This window comes from Paucibacter sp. M5-1, from assembly GCF_027498415.2.
Lineage (GTDB): Bacteria > Pseudomonadota > Gammaproteobacteria > Burkholderiales > Burkholderiaceae_C > Roseateles_E.
The window spans coordinates 1,525,776-1,547,060 of the sequence record NZ_JAPZLM020000001.1; the positions used below are offsets into that span (position 1 = coordinate 1,525,776).

At 68.6% G+C, this 21,285-nt stretch carries 22 protein-coding genes and 3 tRNA genes; 7 read left to right on the forward strand and 18 right to left on the reverse strand.

Features of this window, described 5'->3' with window-relative positions:
- The first annotated feature begins 17 nt into the window (after window positions 1-17).
- A complete protein-coding gene (locus tag O5M90_RS07075) occupies window positions 18-302 on the forward strand; it encodes a late competence development ComFB family protein (RefSeq protein ID WP_137941867.1) in 285 nt (94 codons plus the stop codon).
- 6 nt (window positions 303-308) lie between these two features.
- On the opposite strand, the gene nadB is transcribed toward O5M90_RS07075, so the two are convergent.
- Window positions 309-1,919 (reverse strand): L-aspartate oxidase, encoded by a 1,611-nt coding sequence (gene nadB / locus O5M90_RS07080; protein WP_269840491.1) that lies wholly within the window; start codon window positions 1,917-1,919, stop codon window positions 309-311.
- Between the two features lie 83 nt (window positions 1,920-2,002).
- Between nadB and O5M90_RS07085 the strand changes: the two genes are divergently transcribed.
- From O5M90_RS07085 to O5M90_RS07095, 3 genes are read left to right on the forward strand one after another with little or no spacing between them, the layout of a single operon-like run.
- On the forward strand, window positions 2,003-2,689 hold the full coding sequence (locus O5M90_RS07085; protein ID WP_269840492.1) for a class I SAM-dependent methyltransferase: 687 nt from the start codon (window positions 2,003-2,005) through the stop codon (window positions 2,687-2,689).
- Window positions 2,690-2,741: 52 nt separating this feature from the next.
- Window positions 2,742-4,004: a S8 family peptidase gene (locus O5M90_RS07090; protein WP_269840493.1), complete on the forward strand. Its 1,263-nt coding sequence runs from the start codon at window positions 2,742-2,744 to the stop codon at window positions 4,002-4,004.
- A gap of 16 nt (window positions 4,005-4,020) precedes the next feature.
- The gene (locus tag O5M90_RS07095) at window positions 4,021-4,806 is read left to right on the forward strand and encodes a hypothetical protein (RefSeq protein ID WP_269840494.1); all 786 of its coding nucleotides are present in this window, start codon (window positions 4,021-4,023) and stop codon (window positions 4,804-4,806) included.
- Here the strand turns inward: O5M90_RS07095 and O5M90_RS07100 are convergent.
- From O5M90_RS07100 to O5M90_RS07120, 5 genes are all read right to left on the reverse strand, one after another.
- Entirely contained in the window at window positions 4,803-5,069 is a 267-nt protein-coding gene (locus tag O5M90_RS07100; protein WP_269840495.1) for a hypothetical protein, read from the reverse strand. The two genes, O5M90_RS07095 and O5M90_RS07100, sit on opposite strands and share 4 nt — an antisense overlap.
- Before the next feature lie 88 nt (window positions 5,070-5,157).
- The gene (locus O5M90_RS07105) at window positions 5,158-5,967 is read right to left on the reverse strand and encodes a PEP-CTERM sorting domain-containing protein (RefSeq protein ID WP_440401911.1); all 810 of its coding nucleotides are present in this window, start codon (window positions 5,965-5,967) and stop codon (window positions 5,158-5,160) included.
- Between the two features lie 186 nt (window positions 5,968-6,153).
- A complete protein-coding gene (gene clpB / locus O5M90_RS07110) occupies window positions 6,154-8,748 on the reverse strand; it encodes an ATP-dependent chaperone ClpB (protein ID WP_137941860.1) in 2,595 nt (864 codons plus the stop codon).
- A 73-nt stretch (window positions 8,749-8,821) separates the two neighbouring features.
- Window positions 8,822-9,196 carry a fluoride efflux transporter CrcB gene (gene crcB, locus O5M90_RS07115; RefSeq protein ID WP_269840497.1) on the reverse strand — a complete coding sequence of 125 codons (375 nt, stop codon included), beginning with the start codon at window positions 9,194-9,196 and terminating at the stop codon, window positions 8,822-8,824.
- Window positions 9,193-9,681: a molybdenum cofactor biosynthesis protein MoaE gene (locus O5M90_RS07120; RefSeq protein WP_137941858.1), complete on the reverse strand. Its 489-nt coding sequence runs from the start codon at window positions 9,679-9,681 to the stop codon at window positions 9,193-9,195. Before O5M90_RS07120 ends, crcB begins: the two co-directional genes overlap by 4 nt.
- Before the next feature lie 187 nt (window positions 9,682-9,868).
- On the opposite strand from O5M90_RS07120, the gene O5M90_RS07125 reads away from it, so the two are divergent.
- Together O5M90_RS07125 and dapA are read left to right on the forward strand one after the other, a co-directional pair.
- Window positions 9,869-11,395 (forward strand): GGDEF domain-containing protein, encoded by a 1,527-nt coding sequence (locus tag O5M90_RS07125; RefSeq protein WP_440401912.1) that lies wholly within the window; start codon window positions 9,869-9,871, stop codon window positions 11,393-11,395.
- A gap of 234 nt (window positions 11,396-11,629) precedes the next feature.
- Complete coding sequence (dapA, locus tag O5M90_RS07130; RefSeq protein WP_269840499.1) at window positions 11,630-12,547, forward strand: 4-hydroxy-tetrahydrodipicolinate synthase; 918 nt, start codon at window positions 11,630-11,632, stop codon at window positions 12,545-12,547.
- Here the strand turns inward: dapA and O5M90_RS07135 are convergent.
- Window positions 12,522-13,241 (reverse strand): hypothetical protein, encoded by a 720-nt coding sequence (locus tag O5M90_RS07135; protein WP_269840500.1) that lies wholly within the window; start codon window positions 13,239-13,241, stop codon window positions 12,522-12,524. The genes dapA and O5M90_RS07135 overlap by 26 nt on opposite strands.
- Before the next feature lie 94 nt (window positions 13,242-13,335).
- Between O5M90_RS07135 and O5M90_RS07140 the strand changes: the two genes are divergently transcribed.
- On the forward strand, window positions 13,336-13,881 hold the full coding sequence (locus O5M90_RS07140) for an Mpo1 family 2-hydroxy fatty acid dioxygenase (protein ID WP_269840501.1): 546 nt from the start codon (window positions 13,336-13,338) through the stop codon (window positions 13,879-13,881).
- Window positions 13,882-13,909: 28 nt separating this feature from the next.
- Here the strand turns inward: O5M90_RS07140 and O5M90_RS07145 are convergent, their stop codons facing one another.
- The 11 genes from O5M90_RS07145 to pal form a co-directional block, all read right to left on the reverse strand.
- On the reverse strand, window positions 13,910-15,184 hold the full coding sequence (locus O5M90_RS07145; protein ID WP_269840502.1) for a hypothetical protein: 1,275 nt from the start codon (window positions 15,182-15,184) through the stop codon (window positions 13,910-13,912).
- 65 nt (window positions 15,185-15,249) lie between these two features.
- Window positions 15,250-15,834: a nitroreductase family protein gene (locus O5M90_RS07150; RefSeq protein WP_269840503.1), complete on the reverse strand. Its 585-nt coding sequence runs from the start codon at window positions 15,832-15,834 to the stop codon at window positions 15,250-15,252.
- Window positions 15,831-16,937 carry a transglutaminase-like domain-containing protein gene (locus O5M90_RS07155; protein WP_269840504.1) on the reverse strand — a complete coding sequence of 369 codons (1,107 nt, stop codon included), beginning with the start codon at window positions 16,935-16,937 and terminating at the stop codon, window positions 15,831-15,833. Before O5M90_RS07155 ends, O5M90_RS07150 begins: the two co-directional genes overlap by 4 nt.
- Before the next feature lie 25 nt (window positions 16,938-16,962).
- Window positions 16,963-17,463: a TlpA family protein disulfide reductase gene (locus O5M90_RS07160; RefSeq protein ID WP_269840505.1), complete on the reverse strand. Its 501-nt coding sequence runs from the start codon at window positions 17,461-17,463 to the stop codon at window positions 16,963-16,965.
- Between the two features lie 115 nt (window positions 17,464-17,578).
- Window positions 17,579-17,654 (reverse strand) — tRNA-Lys (locus O5M90_RS07165).
- A gap of 39 nt (window positions 17,655-17,693) precedes the next feature.
- Window positions 17,694-17,769 (reverse strand) — tRNA-Lys (locus O5M90_RS07170).
- A gap of 29 nt (window positions 17,770-17,798) precedes the next feature.
- Window positions 17,799-17,874: transfer RNA gene (locus tag O5M90_RS07175), tRNA-Lys, on the reverse strand.
- Between the two features lie 33 nt (window positions 17,875-17,907).
- Window positions 17,908-18,726 (reverse strand): tRNA threonylcarbamoyladenosine dehydratase, encoded by an 819-nt coding sequence (locus O5M90_RS07180; protein ID WP_269840506.1) that lies wholly within the window; start codon window positions 18,724-18,726, stop codon window positions 17,908-17,910.
- The gene (locus tag O5M90_RS07185) at window positions 18,723-19,832 is read right to left on the reverse strand and encodes a YeeE/YedE family protein (protein WP_269840507.1); all 1,110 of its coding nucleotides are present in this window, start codon (window positions 19,830-19,832) and stop codon (window positions 18,723-18,725) included. The genes O5M90_RS07180 and O5M90_RS07185 overlap by 4 nt, the downstream gene beginning before the upstream one ends.
- Window positions 19,833-19,966: 134 nt before the next feature.
- The gene (gene ybgF, locus O5M90_RS07190) at window positions 19,967-20,740 is read right to left on the reverse strand and encodes a tol-pal system protein YbgF (protein ID WP_269840508.1); all 774 of its coding nucleotides are present in this window, start codon (window positions 20,738-20,740) and stop codon (window positions 19,967-19,969) included.
- A 1-nt stretch (window position 20,741) separates the two neighbouring features.
- Entirely contained in the window at window positions 20,742-21,275 is a 534-nt protein-coding gene (pal, locus tag O5M90_RS07195) for a peptidoglycan-associated lipoprotein Pal (RefSeq protein WP_332909496.1), read from the reverse strand.
- Window positions 21,276-21,285 lie beyond the last annotated feature (10 nt).

The following is a 21,285-nucleotide window of genomic DNA, read 5'->3' on the forward strand; positions in this document are numbered from 1 at the left end:
GAAAGACGAGACGCCTCATGACCGACTTCAGCTCGCTCTACAACCACCACGAACGCGAGGTGTTCAACGCCGTCGCGACGGTGGCCCCGCAGTTCCCGGCCATCAGCAGCAACGACCTGCTGGTCGACGTGGCCTGCGTGGCGCTGAACCGCCTGCCGCCGCGCTACATCCGCCACGAGGTGGATTTCTCCTTCTACCTGACCGAGCATGAGCGGCTGGAGATCGACGCCGCGATCAGCGAGGCGGTTACCTATGCCTTCAACTTCGTGCAGGCGCGCACCGCGCTGCGCGCGCGGCGCTGAGCCTCTTCATCCGCCGCGCAGCCCCCGCTCGGCGATCAGCACGGTCGGGAAGCTGACCGGCAGGGTGCGCGGATAGTCGCGGCTGAAATGCAGGCCGCGGCTCTCGTGGCGCAGCAGCGCCGAACGCACGATCAGCTCGGCGCAATCGACCAGATTGCGCAGCTCCAGCAGATCGCGGGTGACGCGGAAGTTGGCGTAGTAGTCGTCGATCTCGCCGCGCAACAGATCGATGCGGTGCAGCGCCCGCTCCAAGCGCTTGGTGGTGCGCACGATACCCACATAGTTCCACATCAACAAGCGCAGCTCGTCCCAGTTGTGGGCGATCACGACCTGCTCGTCGGCGTCCTCGACCTGGCTCTCGTCCCAGGCCGGTAGCGGCGCCGGCTCGCCCTCGTCCCGGGCCAGGATGTCCTGCGCACAGGTCTGGCCCAGCACCACGCATTCCAGCAGCGAATTGCTGGCCAGGCGGTTCGCGCCATGCAGGCCGGTATAGCTGGTCTCACCGACCGCATAAAGCCCCGGCAGATCGCTGCAGCCCTTCAGGTCGGTGACGACACCGCCGCAGGTGAAATGCACGGCCGGCACGACCGGGATCGCCTGGCGCGCGATATCGATGCCCAGACTCAGGCAGCGCGCATGGATGGTCGGGAAATGCTCCTTCAGAAAGGCCTCGCCCAGGTGCGTGGCGTCCAGCCACACATGGTCCAGGCCGTGCTTCTTCATCTCGAAGTCGATCGCGCGGGCGACAATGTCGCGCGGCGCCAGCTCCATGCGCTCATCATGCGCGGCCATGAAGCGGGTGCCGTCCGGCAATTTCAGATGACCGCCCTCGCCGCGCAGCGCCTCGGTGATCAGGAAACTGCGCTCCTGCGGGTGGTAGAGGCAGGTCGGGTGGAACTGGATGAACTCCATGTTCGCAACCCGGCAGCCGGCCCGCCAGGCCATCGCGATGCCGTCGCCGGTCGAGGTGTCGGGGTTGGTCGTGTAGCGATAGACCTTGCCGGCGCCGCCGGTGGCCATCACGACCGCGCGCGCGGCCAGGGTTTCGACGCGGCGGCTGTCGATGTCCAGCGCGTAGATGCCGTAGCAGCGCGGTTGCACTTCATGTTGCAGATGGCGCTGCACATGGCGCGAGGTGATCAGATCCAGCGCCATCCAGCGCTCGCGCAGCGTGATATTGGGATGGGCATGGGCGGCCGCCAGCAACTGGTCGTGGATGGCCTTGCCGGTGGCATCGGCCGCGTGGGCGATGCGACGCACCGCATGGCCGCCCTCGCGGGTCAGATGCAGGCCCAGCGGGCCGTCGTCGTCCGGCGTGAAGGGCACACCCTGCTGCACCAGCCACTCGACCGCCGCCGCGCTGCGCTCGGCGATGAAGCGGGCGGTGGCCTCGTCGACCAGGCCGGCGCCGGCGTCCTGGGTGTCGCGCACATGGCTCTCGATGCTGTCGTCGCGCCCCAGCACGCCGACGATGCCGCCCTGGGCCCAGGCGGTGGCCGCCTCGGTCAGGTCGCGCTTGGCCAGCACGATGACCGGCACCGCATCGGCCAGATGCAAGGCCACGGTCAAACCGGCCAGGCCGGCACCGACGATCACCACGGGAGCTGCTGCAGTCATTCAGGCGGCCGCCAGTTGCGTGGCGTCATCAAACAAGGAAGCGCTGATTCTAAGTAGCGATCGCGGTCCGGATAATCCGATGCATGAGCGCTCTGCCCCGCATCGCCTGCCCCTTGTGCGGCGGCCTCGATCTGCTGACCCTGCCTGCCGTGCGCGAGCGCGCCTACCGGCAGTGCCCGCGCTGCCGGCTCAGCTTCATGCAGCCGGCCGACCGCCCGAGCCCGAGCGCCGAAAAGCAGGAGTACGACCGGCACCGCAACGAGCCCGGGGACAGCCACTATCGGGCCTTCCTCGACCGCCTGGCCCTGCCGCTGGCCGAGCGGCTGCGGCCCGGCGACGAGGGTCTGGACTATGGTTGCGGCCCCGGCCTGGCCTTGGCGGCCATGCTCAGCGAGCGCGGCTTCCTCACCGCCGCCTACGACCCCATCTATGCCCCGCATACCGAGTTGCTACAGCGCCGCTATGACTTCATCAGCTGCTCCGAGGTGGCCGAGCATTTCCACGCCCCGGCGGCCGAGTTCGCGCGGCTGGACGCGCTGCTGCGCCCCGGTGGCTGGCTGGGACTGATGACGCAGTGGCGCCAGCCGGAGCGTGACTTCGCGGCCTGGCGCTATGTCCATGACCCGACCCATGTGTGCTTTTACGAGCGCGCCACGCTGGACTGGATCGCCCGGCGCTGGGGTTGGGCGCTGCAATGCCCGGCCGCGCACATCGCCTTGTTCCGCAAGCTCCCTAGCCCGAAGGATGCAAGCCGGGGCGCCGCTGCCTAGAGTCCTTGCCAGCGGCGCCGTCGTGCCGCCCGAGCCGTTCTAGGAGAACCCCATGGCCACTGCAAGAAAGAGCACTGGAGCCCCCGACGCCACCGCCCGCAAGTCGGTGATCGTCACCTTCAAACCCAAGGACAAGCGCAAGAACAAAAAGGCCGACAAGCTCGAGCTGCTGGCCAGCAGCTGCCCGCGCAGCGAAAGCCTGGAGTTCTTCGACGTCGGCAGCGCCTCGGCCTTCACGATAGGCTCGCCCGGCCTGCCGGGCGGCCTGGACAGCGATCACATGGGCTTCGACATCAATCTGTTCGAGGCCCCGATCCTGACGCTGACGCTCAGCGATGCCGAGATCAAGGCGCTGAAGGGCAACCCCGACGTCGCCGCCGTCGAGACCGATGGCTGGGCCTATGCGCTGCCGATGGAGACCCTGGTGTTCGAGGGCCAGCCCTCGGTGCAGGCCGAGACCGTGCCGGTGGGTGTCTCGCAGATCAAGGCGCCGCCGGCCTGGGGCTGCTCGCGCGGCCGCGGCATCAAGGTCGCGGTGCTGGACACCGGCATCGACTGGAACCACCCCGACCTGAAGGCCAATGTCAAAGGCGCGGTCAGCTTCGTGCCCGGCGAGACCGCGATGGACGGCAACAGCCACGGCACCCATTGCGCCGGCACGATAGGCGCGGCGATCAACGGCGCCGGCGTGGTCGGCGTTGCGCCCGAGGCCTCGCTGTACGGGGTCAAGGTGCTGGCCAACAACGGCAGCGGCCAGTACAGCTGGATCATTGCCGGCATCAACTGGGCGATCCAGAACAAGATGCAGATCGTCAGCATGAGCCTGGGTGGCGGCGGTGCACCGGCTGCGCTGGAGGCGATCTGCGACGCCGCCTACAACGCCGGCGTGCTGCTGATCGCGGCGGCCGGCAATGCCGGCCCGGGCATGGGCACGGTGGGCTACCCCGGCAAGTACAAGCGCGTGATCGCGGTCTCGGCCATCGACAACAGCAATGTGATCGCGTCCTTCAGCAGCCGCGGCCCCGAGATCGAGATCGCCGCGCCGGGCGTGCAGGTGCTGTCCACCGTGCCGGGCGGCGGCTACGGCCAGAAGAGCGGCACCAGCATGGCCTGCCCCCATGTGGCCGGCGCGGCAGCCGTGGTCTGGGGTGCGCACCGCTTCGCGAGCAACACGCAGATCTGGAACCTGCTGGCCAGCACCGCCGATGCGCTGGGCCCGCCGGGATGGGATCCGCTGTACGGCTATGGCCGGGTCGATGTGGACCAGGCGGCGCTGGCCATGGTGCCGGCCCCGGCCGTGGCCTTCAAGCCCTGAGCCTGCGGACCGGCCGGTGGAACTGCGGCTGCTGAGCCTGGTGCCCGACGCGCCGCTGCCGCAGCGCGCGCCGGCCTCGACGCGGCCGGCCGTGCCACCCGGCTACGGCGTGCAGGAGCAATGCCTGCCGTTCACGGCTGCCTGCGCGCTGGGCCTGCTGGTGCCGGCCCCGTTCGACTTCGGCCTGTGCCTGCCGGCCGAGCTGCCGGCCGGCGTGCAGGGCTTTCGCGCACCGGGGCCACGCGATGCCGCGACCGAGGATCAGCGGCTGTTCTATGTGCGCGACCGACCCAGCAGCCGCTTGCGCGCCAATGCCTACAGCTTCGATCCCCTGCCCTTCGACGACGAGCGCGGCGAACGCGCCGAGTTGCGGCCGGTGCAGCCGGGGCTGAGCTTCTTCGAGCGCGCCGACCAGGTCGGGCTGTTCAAGCTGCACCTGCCCTGGCTGCTGCGTACGCCGGACGGCATCGACAGCCTCTATGGCCCGCCACTGAACCGGTCGGCACCGCTGGAGTTGCTGAGCGGCCTGATCGAGAGCGACTGGTATGCCCACCCGGTCAATCTGGTCGTTCGCCGGCCCGCCATGGGTGCACTGCACATCAGCGCCGGCCAGATCATTGCCCAGGTCTTGTTCCTCGCCCGCGACAGCCGTCGCGCCGAAGCGCTGCCGGCCAACGGCGCCGCCGCCCAGGCCCTGCGCAACGACTTGCTGCGCTGGTTCGTCGCCCACCGCCAAGACCGCAGCGCCTACCGGCGGCTGGCGCGCAGCAAGCAGGGACGGCTCGACGTCGCCAAAGACTAAGGCTTGAGCAGCGCGTCCAGCGCCTGCATCTGCCCGTCCAGCTCGATGCGCTCGATATCGTCGCGCTGGGCCAGCGCCAGGGCCTGGGCCGCGCTCATGCGGCCGGCCGCCATCCGTATCGCGTCGACAGCGGTCTCCACCTTGAACGGCAGCGCCGCCGCCCCCGGCGCCAAGGTCACGATGAAGGACAGCGGCTCGACCACCCCCTGCGCGGCCAGCGAGCGCAGGCGGGTGGCGAGATCGGCGGCGAGCTCGGCGGGCATGGCGGTCCTTTTGGAAGAGCAGGCGAACAGTCTAGTGCCAGCCGTACACCACAATCAAATCAAGCCGAGCGACGCCGCAAAAGCATAGTCAAGAGGCACGGAGAGACGGCGATCTGCGACGTCGCCAGACCAGAAAGCACAAACCAGACAGAAGCGTGGCGATGCTCGAGGGCTCGGGGACGGGGCTGACAGCGCCGACTATGGTCACTTGGGTAATGCGGCCGGTCGTCGCCCAACCCGGCATATCAGGAGCGGGGTCAGGATCAGGCAGAACAACCGGATCATAGACGGGAGGAGTGCTCGGATCTCCATCGAGGACAAGATGCCTCAATCTCGGCAAGCGCCGTATAGCTGTCACCGGGTAGGTGTAATGGGCACTGAAGGCATCAGGCACGAACTTCAAAGCCATTTCAGTCGATGTCACATTCCCCGACAAATACTCTCCCGTCAGCAAGGATCCCAAAGGAACGGCGCTTATGCATGCACACATGCTGCCAGTTCCGGGATACGCCCCTAAATCCGATGGCCACAGCGACGACGAGGGATCCAAGTCATGAACGGCTCGCCCAAACTCGCCGTTGGACGAATCGAAGGTTCTTCGCACATTGGCCGCAAAGCCAAAACTTAACGGAGCTTGGTGAGACAGAACCACCTGGCTGAAATGAACCAGAGGCAGTTCGCCGGGGCCGGCAGGACCCAGACGTACAAGATTCATTGAACCTGACAACTCGTAGCGGGTTGCCGTCACTGAGTAGGTCCAGCCCACGTCGATCCACTCCGGCGCTTCCGTGACCGTCCAACGCAAATCCGCGATCGTCTGTATCTCAACAAAGCTCGCACGCGGATCAATCTCGTATTTCGCTGCATGAGCCAGCAAGGGCGCAGCGGTGGCATACACACATGCCGCAAGCACTAGATTCCTCATGATCCCCCCTGGAGCGGCTCTCGACCGTTTTCGGTGAATCAAGTGAAGCAGGTAAGCATGACGTCGAAATGAACTTCGAGGCGAGGATCGATGGTCGGATCGGACTACTTGAACTGCAGTCCGGTCCTCCCCCGAGATAGCGCGGCCGCAAAAGACCGCTTAGTGCACGACCCGCCCGAACTGGAATTCCCCATCGGCCACATCGACCGGGATCACATCCTTGGGTCCGAAGCGGCCTTGCAGAATCAGCTTGGAGAGCGGGTTCTCGATGCGCTGCTGGATCGCGCGCTTGAGCGGCCGAGCACCGAACACCGGATCGAAGCCGACCTTGGCCAACTCGCTCAGGGCCGCCGGGCTGACGTCCAGCTTCATCTCCATCTTCTCCAACCGCTGCTCCAGGATCTGCAGCTGGATGCGGGCAATATCCTGGATGTGCTTCTGATCCAGCGCGTGGAAGACCACGGTCTCGTCGATGCGGTTCAGGAACTCGGGGCGGAAGTGGGCCTTGACCTCGCCCCAGACCGCGTCGCGTATCACCTCGTCGGACTCGCCGACCAGGTTCATGATGTGCTGCGAGCCGAGGTTGCTGGTCATCACGATGACCGTGTTCTTGAAGTCCACCGTGCGGCCCTGGCCGTCGGTCAGGCGACCATCGTCCAGCACCTGCAGCAGCACATTGAACACGTCCGGATGGGCCTTCTCGACCTCGTCGAGCAGCAGCACCGAATAGGGCTTGCGGCGCACCGCCTCGGTCAGCGTGCCGCCCTCCTCGTAGCCGACATAGCCCGGGGGCGCGCCGATCAGACGGCTGACCGAATGCTTCTCCATGAACTCGCTCATGTCGATGCGTACCAGATGGTCTTCGCTGTCGAACAGGAAGCCGGCCAGGGCCTTGCACAGCTCGGTCTTGCCGACGCCGGTGGGGCCGAGGAAGAGGAAGGAGCCCAGCGGCCGGTTCGGGTCGGACAGGCCGGCACGTGAGCGGCGGATCGCATCGGCCACCGCGACGATGGCCTGCTCCTGGCCGACCACGCGCTGGTGCAGCTTCTCTTCCATCTGCAGCAGCTTGTCGCGTTCGCCCTGCATCAGCTTGGCGACCGGGATGCCGGTGGCTCGCGCCACCACTTCGGCGATCTCCTCGGCGCCGACCAGGGTGCGCAGCAGCTTGTTGGCCGGACCGGTGCCGCTCTTGCCGGCCTCCTTGGCCTGCGCGTCCTTGAGCTTGGCCTCCAGGCCCGGCAGCTTGCCGTACTGCAACTCCGCCACCTTGTTGAAGTCACCCTTGCGCTTGAGCTCCTCGATCTGCTGCTTGATGCGATCGATCTCTTCCTTGACATGGGCACTGCCCTGGGCCTGGGCCTTCTCCGAGGTCCAGATCTCTTCCAGGTCGTTGTACTCGCGCTGCAGCTTCAGCAACTCTTCCTCGATCAGCGCGAAGCGCTTTTGCGAGCCTTCGTCCTTCTCGCGGCGCACCGCCTCGCGCTCGATCTTCAGCTGGATCATGCGGCGATCGAGCTTGTCCATCACCTCGGGCTTGGAGTCGATCTCGATCTTGATCTTGGCCGCCGCCTCGTCGATCAGGTCGATGGCCTTGTCGGGCAGGAAGCGGTCGGTGATGTAGCGATGGCTCAGCTCGGCTGCGGCGATGATGGCCGGGTCGGTGATCTCGACGCCATGGTGGACCTCGTACTTCTCCTGCAGGCCGCGCAGGATCGCGATCGTCGCCTCGACGCTGGGCTCGTCGACCAGCACCTTCTGGAAGCGCCGCTCCAGCGCCGCGTCCTTCTCGACGTACTTGCGATACTCGTCCAAGGTGGTCGCGCCAATGCAATGCAGCTCGCCACGCGCCAGCGCCGGCTTGAGCATATTGCCGGCGTCCATCGCGCCCTCGGCCTTGCCGGCACCGACCATGGTGTGCAGTTCGTCGATGAAGAGGATGATGCGGCCCTCATCGAGCGCCACTTCCTTCAGCACGGCCTTCAGCCGTTCCTCGAAGTCGCCGCGGTACTTGGCGCCGGCCAAGAGGCCCGCCATGTCCAGCACCAGCACGCGCTTGTTCTTCAGCGACTCCGGCACCTCGCCATTGACGATGCGCTGGGCGAGGCCCTCGACGATGGCGGTCTTGCCGACGCCGGGCTCGCCGATCAGCACCGGGTTGTTCTTGGAGCGACGCTGCAGGACCTGGATCGCGCGGCGGATCTCGTCGTCGCGGCCGATCACCGGGTCCAGCTTGCCCTCGCGAGCCCGCTCGGTCAGGTCCAGCGTGTATTTCTTCAGCGCCTCGCGCTGGCCCTCGGCCTCGGGGCTGTCGACCTTCTGGCCGCCGCGCACCGCCTCGATCGCGCCTTCCAACGCCTTGCGCGTCAGGCCATGGCCGCGCGCGATGCCGGCCAGATCGGTCTTGGCATCGGCCAGCGCCAACAAGAACATCTCGCTGGCGATGAACTGGTCGCCGCGCTTGCTGGCCTCCTTCTCGGCGGCCTGCATCAGGCTCATCAGATCGCGGCTGGGCTGGACCTGCTGGCCCTCGCCCTGCACCTGCGGATAGCCGGCCAGCACCGTGTCCAGCGCGGTCTTCAGCGCCGGCACCTTGACGCCAGCGCGCTCCAGCAGCGCACGCGGCCCGTCGGGCTGGGCCAGCATCGCGCCCAGCAGATGGGCCGGCTCGATATAGGGGTTGTCGGTCGTCACGGCCAGGCTTTGGGCCTCGGCCAGGGCTTCCTGGAAGCGGGTGGTGAACTTGTCGACACGCATGGGATAAAACCTCCGTTGCCCGGCAGATGGGACCCAGCGTCCGCTTTTCAAGGCGCGGCGGCCTTGCGCCAGATCAAGTCCGCAGCAGCGCCTGCATCAGTTTCAGACCCAGCGCCGCCGCGCCCAGCGAGCCCAGCACATGGACCGCCGTGTGTGTCAGCGCCAGGCCGAACGCGCCGCGCTGCAGCAGGGCCAGCGACTCGCCCGAGAAGGCCGAGAAGGTCGTCAGCCCGCCCAGAAAGCCGGTCACCAGCAGCAGCTTCAGCAACTCATCGGGCTGGCGGCCGAACCATTCCAGCGCCATGCCGATCAACAGCCCGCCGACCAGATTGACCAGCAAGGTACCCAGCGGAAAGCCCTGCCAGCTGGTGTTGAGCCAGACCCCGGCGCGCCAGCGCGCCAATGCCCCCAGCGCCGCCCCCAGGGCCACGGCCAGGGCGGCGCTCATGCCGCGTTCCCGGCCTCGATGCCCCAGCGCTGCAAGGCCGCATCGTCCGCCACCCGCGCATCCACCCAGTGGGCGCCCTCGGGCGTGTGCTCCTTCTTCCAGAACGGGGCCTGGGTCTTCAGATAGTCCATCAGGAATTCGCAGGCCTGGAAGGCCTGGCCGCGATGCGCCGAGGCCACCAGCACCAGCACGATCTGCTCGCGCGCCGCCAGCGCACCGACGCGATGGATCACCCGGGCGGCCCGGATGTCGAAGCGCCGCTGGGCCTCGTCGATCATCGCCTCGATGGCCGCCTCGGTCATGCCGGGGTAATGCTCCAGCTCCATCAGGCGCACGCTCTGGCCATGGCTGGCGTCCCGGACGGTGCCGACAAAGCTGACCACCGCGCCGATGCCGCCATCGGCTGCGCGCAAGGCCAGGGTCTCGGCCGAGAGGTCGAAATCGGCGGTCTGGATGCTGACGCGGGGCGGGTTCGGGCTGCTCATGGGCAGATTGTGGCATCCACGCCGGCCCCGCCTGAGCGGGCGGCCAGCGCACGGCATGCCCGCCGACTCAGGGCCAACACCGGGGCGCGCCACGCCTGCAACTTGTTACATTTGTCCCCAATACAGGTGACAGGTCTTCAAAACAATGAAAAGCGACGGGAGCGGGCGGGAGGCCTGCAACAACCATATGCAACAGGAGTTGCGCTCGCCGTCCTGGCTGGCCACGCTGTCAGGCGACGAGGTGCCACCGGACACCCAGGCGCTGCTGCGCCAGGGACGCCAGCTGATCATCAGCGCCGCCTACCGCCAGGCCTATGCCTTGTTCATGCGCGCCAGCCAGCAAGCCCATGAGGCCGGCCATCTGGCCAGCGAGGCCCAGGCGCTGGCCCTGCTCTCCTATGCGGCCGGCAATCTGGGCCATAACGAGGAGGCCATCGAGACCGCGATGCTGGCCACCCAGCTGGCCGACGCCGGCCAGGCCCCGCTGGTCAGCCTGATGGTGCTGAACTATCTGGGCGTGGCCCTGCTGTGGAACGGCAGCCATGACGGCGCCGAGGCGGTGCTGACCCAGGCCTATGACGATGCGCTGCGCCACGGCCGGCCCGGCGTGGTCTGGCAGCCGCATATGAATCGCTGTCTCAACGAGGCCTACCGCGCCGTCACGCTGCGCCAGCTGGAGCGACAGCGTCCCGACGCCAGCCGGTTGCGCCGCCTGCTCGACGATTTCGATGCCAGCGCCGAGGCCCTGGGCAAGGCCGGCGCACCGGCCTCGCTGATGCAGCAGGGCGTGCTGCAGTGGCTGCGCGCGCTGGCCGAGGGCTGGCAGCATGGCGCGGCGGCGGCCGAGCCGCTGGTGCAGGCCAGCGAGGCGCTGGCCGCGCGCCTGCCCGAGGTGCGCCTGCTGCAGGCCATGCAGCCCTGGCTGCGCTGCGAGATGGCCCTGCTCAGCGATGCGGCACCCGCCGCGCTGCAGGCGGCGCAGCAGATGCATGCCTCCTGCGTGCGCATCGAACACCAGCCCTTGCAGCGCATCGCGCTGCTGCTGAGCAGCGAGCTGCATGAGCGGCAAGGCCAGGCCGGCGAGGCGCTGGCCTGCCTGCGCCTGCTGCAGCGCGGCGAACACCAGCTCCGCCAGGTCAGCATGCACCACCGTCGCAGCGTGGCGACCCTGCACTTCGAGCTGCGCCAGCACAAGCAGGAGGTGCAGCACCTGAGAAGCAATGCGCAGCAGCTGCAGCGCTTGTCGATGGAAGACGCGCTGACCGGCCTGCTGAACCGGCGCGGCATGGAGCTGCTGCTGACCGAGGCACTGGCCGGCCGGCCCGAGGACGGCAGCGCGCTGTATCTGTCGGTGGTCGATGTGGACCGCTTCAAGTCGGTCAACGACCGCTACTCCCATCAGGTCGGCGATCAGGTGCTGCGCGTGCTGGCCGAGCTGTTCCAGCAGTCGCTGCGCGGCCAGGACCTGGCCGCACGCTGGGGCGGTGACGAGTTCGTGCTGGCCTTCTGGGCTCCGGACGACGAGCAGGCGGCCGCGGTCGGCGAGCGCCTCAAACGCGCCGTGGCCGCCTATCCCTGGGGCATGCTGGCCACCGGCCTGTGCGTCAGCGTCAGCCTGGGCCTGACCCGCTCGCGCAGCGACGATAGCCTGGACAGCCTGCTGCTGCGCAGCGATCTGGGCATGTACGCAGAAAAACGCCAGCAGCCGGCTTGAGCCGGAGCGCCGGCCCTGGTTATAGTCGCCGCATGCCGCAACGCCACACGCCGACTCCCGCCCAGCGCTGGGTCGGTGCCGCGCCCGCGGTTTTGAAGAAAAGCAAGAAAAAGCAGTCGCTCATCTGACCGGCACTGCTGCCGCGCTCAGATGAGCGACGGCAGCCCTGGCATCGCCACGGTCCGGTCCCGCTCGTCTTGGCACGGCCTCCCAGGTCAATACTGGAGGACCATCGTGTCTGACAACAATTACAGCGGTCTGTGGATTCCCCTGGTGACCCCCCTCCACCATGATGTGGTCGATCACGCGGCCTTGTCGCAGCTGGTGCTGCATCTGAAGGCGCAGGGGGTCAATGGCTTCGTCGCCTGCGGCAGCACCGGCGAGGCCGCCCTGCTCGATGAGCATGAGCAGGATGCGGTGCTGGAGACGGTCTGCGAGGCGGCCGGCGGCACGCCGGTGATGATGGGCGTCTCGGGCCCGCGCCCCAGCCAGGTGGCGGCGCGCATGCTGGCCATCGCCAAGCGTTTCCCGGTCTGCGCCTTCCTGCTGCCGGCGCCCAGCTATATCCGGCCCAGCCAGCAGGGGCTGCTGAACTTTTTCGGCAGCATCGCCGATGTCGCACCGGCACCGCTGGTGCTCTACGACATTCCCTACCGCACCGGTGTCAAGATCGAGCTGCCCACGCTGCTGACCCTGGCCGCGCATCCGAACATCGAGGCGCTGAAGGACTGCGGCGGCTCGCTGCAAGCCACCCAGGCGCTGATCGCCGATGGCCGCCTGGCCGTGCTGGCCGGCGAGGACCACAACATCTTCCCGACCCTGGCCCTGGGCGGCGCCGGCGCGATCGCGGCCAGCGCCCATCTGCACACGGCCCATTTCGTGCGCCTGGTCCAGGCCCTGCGCGACGAGCAGACCGAGACCGCCCGGCGGCTGTGGCAGGCGCTGACCCGGCTGATCAACCTCAGCTTCGCCGAGAGCAATCCGGCGCCGATCAAGTCTGCGCTGGCGCGGCTGGGCCGGCTGCACAACGAGCTGCGCGCCCCGCTGCAGCAGGCCTCGCCCGAGCTGGAGCAGCGGCTTTGGGACGCTTATGGACAGGCCGGGGAGCAGCTGCAGCCCGGGGCCTTCAGAGCGGCCGTGCCAGCAGGCTGAACTCGATCACCAGCTCGTCCTGTACCGCCAGCAGGCCGCCGGCGACGCTGAAGGGCTGCAGGCCCAGATCGCTGTGCCGCAGCACGAAGGCGCCGTCAATGCGCAGGCTGCCGTCCTGCTCGCTCAGCGTCAGCGGCAGGCTCAGCGCATGGCGGCGCCCGGCCAGCGCGATCTCGATGCGGGCCGCCAGCTTCGGCGGCTCGCCGGCCAGCGCCAGCAGGCGCAGCCCGAGCTCGGGGTGGCGCGTGGCATCCAGCCCGCGCTCGCCGAGCATATTGGCGCGCGTGGCCGCCACCGCCTCGGCGCTCAGCGGGCCGGCAAAGCCGCCGCCGGTGGCCGCGCGCAGCGCCGGGTCGTCGAGCTGCAAATCCGCCAGACGCAGGCGCAGCTCGAAGCGGGCCTCGGCCAACGTGTCGGGCCACAACAGCCAGGCCTCGAAGCGCGGCGCCGCCAGCACATGGTTGTGGCCCAGCCGCGCAGCCCGGCCGGCACGGAACACATAGATGCGCACGGCCGAGTCGATCGCCTCGATGCGGTAGAGCCGCCCGCCCTGCCCGGCCCGCAGCGCGGCAAAGCGCGGCTTCAGGTCCTGGGCCGGCGGCGCGGGTTCGGTCGGTGGTGCGGCGCAGCCGGCCAGCCACAAGCCGATCAAGAGCGCGGCCCGCCGCGCCGGGGCCAGGAGATCAAGCAACATAGGGAAAACGGCGAGTCCCGGTGTCGGCATTTTGACAGTCGGCCGGCAGCGTGCTGCACTAGCATCCAGCCATAAGCAAACAGGAGACATCGCCATGGCCGCCAGCCCCTTCCGCCCCGCGCTCGATCTGATGGTGCAGTACGCCCGCTACCACCGCGACCGCCGCAATATCGCCACCCACTTCGTCGGCATCCCGCTGATCGTGTTCGCGATCGGCATCCTGCTGGCGCGCGCGCAGTTCCAGCTCGGCGATGTCCAGCTCAGCGCGGCCTGGCTGCTGTGGGCGGCGAGCACCGCCTGGTATCTGAGCCGTGGCAATCTGGTGCTGGGCGCGGCCACCGCGCTGGTCAATGCGGTGCTGATTGCGCTGGCCGAGCCGCTGGCCACCGGTTCGACCGCCGCCTGGCTGGGCTGGGGCCTCGGCATGTTTGTGCTGGGCTGGATCATCCAGTTCGTCGGCCACTACTACGAAGGCAAGAAGCCCGCCTTCGTCGACGACCTGGTGGGCCTGCTGGTCGGGCCGATGTTCGTCGTCGGCGAGGCCTTGTTCATGCTGGGTTGGGGCCGCTCGATGCTGGCCGAGATCGAACGCCAGGCCGGCCCGACCCATTTGCGCGATCTGGCCCAGCCCGCCGGCTGAACTCGACAAGACCCGAGGCGCGCCGCGATTACCAGCGGCAGCCCTTGTTCCTGGCCGCATCGGCGGCCAGCGGCAACGCCGCCAGCAGCCCCATCTCCTGGTAGGCCTGGCGACAGTCGGACTTGGCCGCCTTCTCGATGCTCTCGCTGAGCTTGGACTTGAGCTCGGGCGGATGCGGCACCAGCGGCAGCACGCCGCGCGAGCCCCGGCTCGAGACCTCGCCGCCGCGGGTCAGCGGCAGGTTCAGATTCAGCCGCGGTGCATTCGGCGGGGTCGAGGCCGGCGTGGCCACATCATGGCCCTGGCGGGCGCCGGCATCGGGGCTGCCGGCGGGCGGCACTGCGGGCGTGGCCGACGGCGCCGAGCTCGTGCGCGAGCCGGGGTCAGGTGTTGAGGGAGCGACCGTGACCGGCTGGGCGGCAGGCGCCGGCGGGCGTTCGGGCTGGGGCACCGTCGGGGCGCTCGGTGCGGCCGGCAGATCCGGCGCCTCCAAGCGCGTGCTGGGGCTCAGCTGAGGCAGAGCCTGGACCGGGGTGGCCGGGCTCGGCTCGGGCAGCGCCGGCAGCGCGGCCGGGGGCAAGGGCGGCGCTTCGAAAGCCGGCAAGGCCGGCAGCGCCTCGGGGGCCGCCACCGCAGCGCCGCTGACGCTGGGCGGACGCACGGCGGCGCGAGGCCGGGCGCCCAAAGCCGGTATAGCCGGCAAAGAGGGCAAGGCCTCAGTCTCGGCTTGCAGGGCCGGTGCCTGGCCCAGCGTGGCGCTGGGCGTGTGGCGGGCCAGCGGGGTCGGCTCGGGCAGTGCCAGCGGCACGGCGGGCACGGCGGGCACGGCAGGTGCCGGCTCCGGCGTTGCCAGCGAGGGCGATTCCAGCGGCTGCAGTGCCGATGGCGCTGCCGAGGGCTCGGCTGTGTGCGGCCGCCACTGGCCGAGCCGGGCCGCCCCGGGCTCGGCGTCGGCGGGCGCTGGGGCGGCTCGCACGGCCCCGCCATAGCGCCGCTGCCGGGCCTCGCCGGTCGGGCCGCTGTGCTGGTCCGGCGGGGCCGGCAGACCGGCGCCCGGCCCGGGGCGCGGCGCGTTCAGCGCATCGCTGCGCAGCGTGATGTTGAGTGCTCCCCAGACCCCTTCGCCGCGCCGGGCCGTGCCGCCGGGCGTGTTGCCCAGCACCAGCACCAGCAGGATGTGCAGCAGCACCGCCAGCAGCAGGCATTGCTCCATGCGCGAGGGCGCAAGCGGCGTAAGCGGTTGCAGCACGACCACTGCGGACGCAGCGCCGGCGGGCTGGAGTGAGGGCAGGAGGCGGCTCATGAGGGTGGGCCGCAGTGTGCCGGGACGGGCCCGCAACGTCCACTGCGGCGGCACAACAGCGCCCCTCAGCCCCAAATCGTCATGGCCGCGTCCACGCCACCCTTTCTCGACGGCCCCTGGGCGCGGCGCGTCGGCGTGCCCAGCGCGATCCAACCCAGCAAGGTCTCGCCCGGCTCGCTGAAAGCGGTCGCGATCTGCGCATCGCGCACCTTCGCCCCGCTGAGCATCTTGCCGCCATAGCCCAGCAGATGGGCGGCCGCAAGAAACTGCGCCAGCGCGCCGCCCACCGCCGCCCATTGCTCGTGGGCCGGCACCTGCGGATGGCCGAGATCGATGCGGGCCAACACGGCCACCGTGACCGGCGGCCGCAGCGCGCGCTCGGCATCGAGCTGCGCACCGGCCTCGTCCTTGCCGGCGGCCCGGGCCGCAGCGGCAAACAGATCGGCCATGCGCTGGCGCGCCGCGCCACGCACGATCTTGAAACGCCAGGGCAGCAGCTCGCCATGGTCCGGCGCGCGCAAGGCGGCCTGCACCATCAGGCTCAGCTCGTCCTCGCTGGGGCCGGGCTCCACCAGATGCCTGGGGCCGACCGAGTAGCGCGACAGCAGGGCTTGCAGGGCCAGGGCCTGGGGCTTGTCGTGGCTGCTCATGCCGGCGCCAGCTCCTTGGCGCTGATCGCGTACCTGAAGCTGTCGGGCGCCAACTCATCGAAGCGGCCGCTGGCGTTCTCGCCCTGCGGGTACATCAGGAAAGGCAGGCTGGCCTTGCCGGCGCTGCCGGGCAGCCGCAGATCGTGCGCGGTGTTGTAGGCCACCCAGTTGCCTTCCCAGCCGCCGAACAAGCCCTTGTTGACCGGCGCCACCCGCGGATGCGACGGATCCTTGATCCACTCCTGGGTCTCCTGTCGCATCACCTTCAGCACATCGGCCGGGTCCATCGCGACCCAGCCATACTGCTTCAGAAACACCTCGGCGCGGCAGTGCTGAGCGCCTTTCAGGCCCGCCGGGTTGGCGCCCAGCTCGCGGTAGCCGAAGGCCGAGGGCACCAGGCGCAGGCCGTAGACATCGCGCGCCGGCACGCCCACCGCGCGGCACAGGCCGACGAAGACCGCATTCAGGTCGGCACACTTGCCGCCCAGATTGCCGGTCTCCAGCATGGTGCGTACATCGCCGGTGCCGCAGCCGCGCACCTTGGGTTCGCGGTGGGCATTGGCCAGCACCCAGCGATAGATCGCGCGGGTCTTGTCGAGATCGGTCCGCGCGCCCTGCGTGGCCGCCAGCGCCGTATTGCGGACGATGCCGTCGACCGGAATCAGCTCGGTCGGCGCCAGGTTGGCACGCAGCACCTCGGGGTCCTCGCTGGCACGGACCGGCTTGTGCCAGTCGACCGCGCGGCTGCGCGTCTGCAGCCGGCTGACCAGCTGCAGGGTCGGCGTTGTCACGCTCGCAGGAAACTCGGCATAGAGCATGCGCACGCCGCGCGGCGCATCGGCCACCAGCCGCATCTCGCTGGCGTTGCCGCTCCAGCTGTGGCCCAAGCTGCGCTGGTAGTCGGTCTCGACATCGGGCAGCGGCAGCCAGAGCTTGGTCGTTCCCTGATGGTCGGCCACCGCAATATCCATCGTCATCTCGAAGCTGCGCCAGGGGCCGATCTGAGGCTCGAAACGGCGCGGCGCCTGGGTCTGCGACAGCGCGGGCAAAGGCAGCGCAGCGGCACATCCGGCGTGGATCAGTTGGCGACGGGACAGTGTCATGGCGGGTTCCTGGAAAGGTAGGGGCTTAGAGCAGCGGGGCGATCCATTGGTGGGCCTGGGCACCGGTCCAATCGAGTTCCCCGATGACGGAAAAGGCGGCACGGCCGTCGCGGGCAATCAGCACGCTGGTCGGAAAGATGCGCACGCCGAAGCTGCGGCTGGTGGAGCCGTCGGTGTCGCGCAGGATGGGCAGGCTGACCGGCATGGTCTGCAGAAAACGGCGGATCGCGGCATCGGTCTCGCGGTGGTTGACCGCCAGCACCAGCAGGCCCTCGGCCTCATGGCGCTGGGCAAGCAACTCCAGCGAGGGCATCTCGGCGCGACAGGGCTCGCACCAGCTGGCCCAGAAGTTCAGCAGCACCGGCCGCCCCTTGGCCTCGGCCAGGTTCCAGGCGGGGCCCTCGAAACCGGGCAGCGTCAGGGCCGGCGTCGGCAGGCTCTTGGGCCAGGGCCGGCGCAGCGCGTCTGCCGCTGCAGGAAGCACCGTCGCAGCGGCAGCCAAGGTCAGCAGATCACGGCGTTTCATCGACAGGGCCTGACTAGAAAGCGAAGCCGCGCATTGTCGCAGCAGGTAGCCCTTGATCTGGGTCGAGACAAATGCAAAACGGGACCAGCCTCTCGACTGATCCCGCTTGCTTTTCTGGTGGGCCCTGAGTGACTCGAACACTCGACCTACGGATTAAGAGTCCGCTGCTCTACCAACTGAGCTAAGAGCCCTGAAATTTGTACTGCCCGTCTATGCCGTCATTGCTTGTTTGGTGGGCCCTGAGTGACTCGAACACTCGACCTACGGATTAAGAGTCCGCTGCTCTACCAACTGAGCTAAGAGCCCCCGAAACTGCAATAACGATCAACCGGTGATGGTGGGTTGTGCGGGACTCGAACCTGCGACCATCGGATTAAAAGTCCGGTGCTCTACCAACTGAGCTAACAACCCAACAATCTAGTTGTTCTGCCCTTCAGCAGAGCCTCACATTATAGGCGGCGCCAAACGCTTGGCGCAAGAGCTTTCCAAAAAATGTTTCAGCAATTCAGCGGCGGCGGCCATGCCGAAACTGGCCGTGACCGCGACGCTGGACCCATAGCCGTGGCAGTTCAGGCTGCTGTCGCTCTGCGCATCGATGGCGCAACCGGCATCAGCCGGGCGCAGCACCGCCTCGCGCGAGAACACGCAGGCCACGCCCATCTTGCCGGCCCTTGGCGCGGCGTGGAATTTGCGCAGGCGCTGGCGCAGCGAGGCCAGCAACGGGTCATGCGTGACCAGGCCCAGGTCCTCGACCTGCAGCGCATGCGGCTGGCGCTTGCCGCCGGCCGCACCCACCGTGACGAAGGCCCTGCCCTGCTCTCGCGCCCAGGCCGCCAGCACCGCCTTGGCACGCACCTGGTCGCAGGCATCGATCAGGCCGTCAATCTGAACATCGCCGAGCAGGGCCGGCCAGTTCTGCTCATCGACGAACTCCTCGATGACCGTGACCTCGCAGCCCGGGTGGATGTCGGCAATGCGACGGCGCAGCGCCTCGGCCTTGGCCATGCCCACGGTCGACCCGAGCGCCTGCACCTGGCGGTTGATATTGGACTCGGCCACCTGATCCAGATCGATCAGCACAAGACCTGACACCCCGGTGCGCGCCAGCGCCTCGACGGCCCAGGAGCCCACGCCCCCGAGGCCGACCACGGCCAGCCGTGCGCCACGCAGGCGCAGATAGTCGGCGTCGCCATAAAGGCGGCGCAAGCCACCGAAGCGGCGCTCCAGATCGGCATCCAGATCGGCAACATCAGGCAGGCTCATCCGAGGCGCCACATCTGATAGCGCAGCGCCAGCACGGCGCCGGCGATGATGGCGGCCAGCGCGATGAAGCTGCCCAGGCTCAGGGTCGAAACACCCGACAGGCCCTGGCCTATCGTGCAACCCAGCGCGACCACGCCGCCCACGCCCATCAGCAGCGCGCCAACGATATGGTTGCTGGTGTCCTCGACGCCGCGGAAGGCCTCCCAGCGGAAGCTGCGCGTCGCCAGCGCGTAGACGCCGGAGCCGGCAACCACCCCCACCGTGCTGACGATGGCAATCGTCAGCAGCTTGCTGGTATCGCTGAAGAACATCAGCCAGTCCAAGGTGTAGGCCATCGGCGAGACAAAGCTCAGCGCCTCCATGCGCGCGCCGCTGGTGCTGCGCACGAAGACCTCTTCCAGCGTGTTCGGGTCCTCGGCCACATGGCCTAGCACGCCCGACACCCACCAGATGCCGACGATCACCGCACCGCTGCCCAGGCCGCCCAGCAGCACATCGGCGCTGCGGCCCTCGGCACGCATCAGCGCCCAGACCAGCAGGCCGCCGCCGATCACCAGGCCCAGCATCAGCGCCAGCTGCTGCTTGGCCAAGCCCAGACTGGGCGCCAGCAGCGACGGCAGGTCCTGACCGCCGGCCAGCGTGACGGCGACGCTGTCGACCGTGGCCACGCGCAGCACCGCCGTGATGCCCTTGAGCGTCGCAAACGCGGCCACCCCCATCACCACGAACACCACCAGGGACTTCAGATTGCCGGCGCCTATGCGCACCAGGGTCTTGCTGCCGCAGCCCGAGGCCAGCACCATGCCGAAGCCAAACATCAGCCCGCCCACGACATTCGACAGCCACAGCAGGCGCGGCGCCGCGTAAATCGTCTTGCCGGCGTCGATCCAGCCGAGGAAGACCATGGTGTTGAAGCCCAGCATCGCCACCGCGATCGCCAGCACCCACATGCGCATGCGCGCCCAATCGCCCATATTGACGATGTCGGCCACCGCTCCCATCGTGCAGAAATGGGTGCGCTGGGCCAGTGCGCCAAAGACGAAGGCGAGGCCGAAGGCGGCCCACAGCACCTGCTGGCCCAGGGCGTTGATATCGAGTTCTTGCATGGGGCGGGATTCTAGGCGGCAATGAAAAAGCCCCACGGGCCGGAACCGGTGGGGCCAGGTCTTGCAATGGGCGACTCCAGTCAGTTGGGGACAGAGCTACTCGCTGCGCTCGGGCGGTCTGTCCCGCAAAGCCATTACTTCAGCGAGGCCAAGCGCTCTTTTGCCGCCTGCGCCGCCTCGGTGCCCGGATAGGCCTTCAGCAGGTCTTCCAGGCTGCGGCGCGCGCCCTTCACTTCCTTCAGCTCGATCTGGCAGTTGGCCATGGCCAGCATGGCTTCGGCCGCGCGCGGGTGGGCAGGATTCGCGGCCACGAAGGCCTTGAAGGTCGCAATCGCTTCCTTGTAGTCGCGCTTGCCGTACAGCGCATTGCCGAGCCAGAAACGCGCCGAATCGCCATAGCCGCTGGTCGGAAAGCGGCGCTGGAAGGCCGCCAGCGCCGTGGCGGCTTCGGCGAAGTCGCCGCGCCGCACCAGGGCCATCGCAGCCTCGTACTGGGTTTTCTCGTCCGGGCCGGCCTGGAACTCACGACCGTCCAGCACCACCTTCTGCGGCTCCAGCGGGCGCAGACGCGTCTCCAGCGCCTGCGACTGGTCGGCCAGCTTGCGCTGGGTCTCGGCCAGGTCGCGTGCCAGTTGCTCGTTCTGGCCGCGCAGCTTGGCGACCTCGCTGCGCAAGGCCTCGATCTGGGCATTGAGATCCAGCAGGCTGCGGCGCAGCGGCGCGATCTGCTCCTGCGCCTGCTGCTCGGAGGCCTTGCGTTGCGCCTCCTCGCTTTGCTGCAGCCGCGTGCGCAGGTCCAGAATGGCCTTGCGTGCCTCGTCGTCCTCGAACAGCGCGAAGGCCGGCTGGCTGCACAAGCTCAGGGCCGCCAGCGCCAGCGCGCCGAGGCCGGATCTCAGTGCCCTCATCTCACTTGTCCTTCAGCTCGACGCGACGGTTCTTGGCCCAGGCGGCCTCGTCGCTGCCTTGCACGGCCGGGCGCTCCTTGCCGAAGCTGACCGGCTCGACGCGCGCGGCCGGCACACCCAGCAGACCCAGCGACTTGGCCACGGCCTCGGCGCGCTTCTGGCCCAGGGCCAGGTTGTACTCGCTGCCGCCGCGCTCATCGGTATGGCCTTCCAGACGCAGGGCCACCTTGGTGTCGACATTCATGCGCTTGGCATGGCCGTCGATGACGTTCTGGAAATCGGACTTGACGACAAAGCTGTCGTAGTCGAAATAGACCACGCGCAGGCTGGACACGGCGGCGGCGGCCTGGGCGGCCAGGTCGACGGTGGCGACCTTGGACTCCGAGGTCGGCGCGGTGTTGGCGCCGGTGTTGCCCGACGGCGTGGCCGTCACCGGGCGGGATTCGACCGGTGCGGGCTCATCCAGCTTGGTGGAGCTGCAGCCCACCAGGGCGGCGGCGGCCAGAACGGAAAGGGCCAGCTTGTTCATCATCATCACTATCACT

What these genes read in the sequence shown, in the direction of transcription:
- O5M90_RS07075 (WP_137941867.1), top strand. Translation starts at nt 18, where the DNA reads ATGACCGACTTCAGCTCGCTCTACAACCACCACGAACGCGAGGTGTTC.
- nadB (WP_269840491.1), bottom strand. Translation starts at nt 1,919, where the DNA reads ATGACTGCAGCAGCTCCCGTGGTGATCGTCGGTGCCGGCCTGGCCGGT.
- O5M90_RS07085 (WP_269840492.1), top strand. Translation starts at nt 2,003, where the DNA reads ATGAGCGCTCTGCCCCGCATCGCCTGCCCCTTGTGCGGCGGCCTCGAT.
- O5M90_RS07090 (WP_269840493.1), top strand. Translation starts at nt 2,742, where the DNA reads ATGGCCACTGCAAGAAAGAGCACTGGAGCCCCCGACGCCACCGCCCGC.
- O5M90_RS07100 (WP_269840495.1), bottom strand. Translation starts at nt 5,069, where the DNA reads ATGCCCGCCGAGCTCGCCGCCGATCTCGCCACCCGCCTGCGCTCGCTG.
- clpB (WP_137941860.1), bottom strand. Translation starts at nt 8,748, where the DNA reads ATGCGTGTCGACAAGTTCACCACCCGCTTCCAGGAAGCCCTGGCCGAG.
- crcB (WP_269840497.1), bottom strand. Translation starts at nt 9,196, where the DNA reads ATGAGCGCCGCCCTGGCCGTGGCCCTGGGGGCGGCGCTGGGGGCATTG.
- O5M90_RS07120 (WP_137941858.1), bottom strand. Translation starts at nt 9,681, where the DNA reads ATGAGCAGCCCGAACCCGCCCCGCGTCAGCATCCAGACCGCCGATTTC.
- O5M90_RS07125 (WP_440401912.1), top strand. Translation starts at nt 9,869, where the DNA reads ATGCAACAGGAGTTGCGCTCGCCGTCCTGGCTGGCCACGCTGTCAGGC.
- O5M90_RS07135 (WP_269840500.1), bottom strand. Translation starts at nt 13,241, where the DNA reads ATGTTGCTTGATCTCCTGGCCCCGGCGCGGCGGGCCGCGCTCTTGATC.
- O5M90_RS07140 (WP_269840501.1), top strand. Translation starts at nt 13,336, where the DNA reads ATGGCCGCCAGCCCCTTCCGCCCCGCGCTCGATCTGATGGTGCAGTAC.
- O5M90_RS07145 (WP_269840502.1), bottom strand. Translation starts at nt 15,184, where the DNA reads ATGAGCCGCCTCCTGCCCTCACTCCAGCCCGCCGGCGCTGCGTCCGCA.
- O5M90_RS07150 (WP_269840503.1), bottom strand. Translation starts at nt 15,834, where the DNA reads ATGAGCAGCCACGACAAGCCCCAGGCCCTGGCCCTGCAAGCCCTGCTG.
- O5M90_RS07155 (WP_269840504.1), bottom strand. Translation starts at nt 16,937, where the DNA reads ATGACACTGTCCCGTCGCCAACTGATCCACGCCGGATGTGCCGCTGCG.
- O5M90_RS07160 (WP_269840505.1), bottom strand. Translation starts at nt 17,463, where the DNA reads ATGAAACGCCGTGATCTGCTGACCTTGGCTGCCGCTGCGACGGTGCTT.
- O5M90_RS07180 (WP_269840506.1), bottom strand. Translation starts at nt 18,726, where the DNA reads ATGAGCCTGCCTGATGTTGCCGATCTGGATGCCGATCTGGAGCGCCGC.
- O5M90_RS07185 (WP_269840507.1), bottom strand. Translation starts at nt 19,832, where the DNA reads ATGCAAGAACTCGATATCAACGCCCTGGGCCAGCAGGTGCTGTGGGCC.
- ybgF (WP_269840508.1), bottom strand. Translation starts at nt 20,740, where the DNA reads ATGAGGGCACTGAGATCCGGCCTCGGCGCGCTGGCGCTGGCGGCCCTG.
- pal (WP_332909496.1), bottom strand. Translation starts at nt 21,275, where the DNA reads ATGATGATGAACAAGCTGGCCCTTTCCGTTCTGGCCGCCGCCGCCCTG.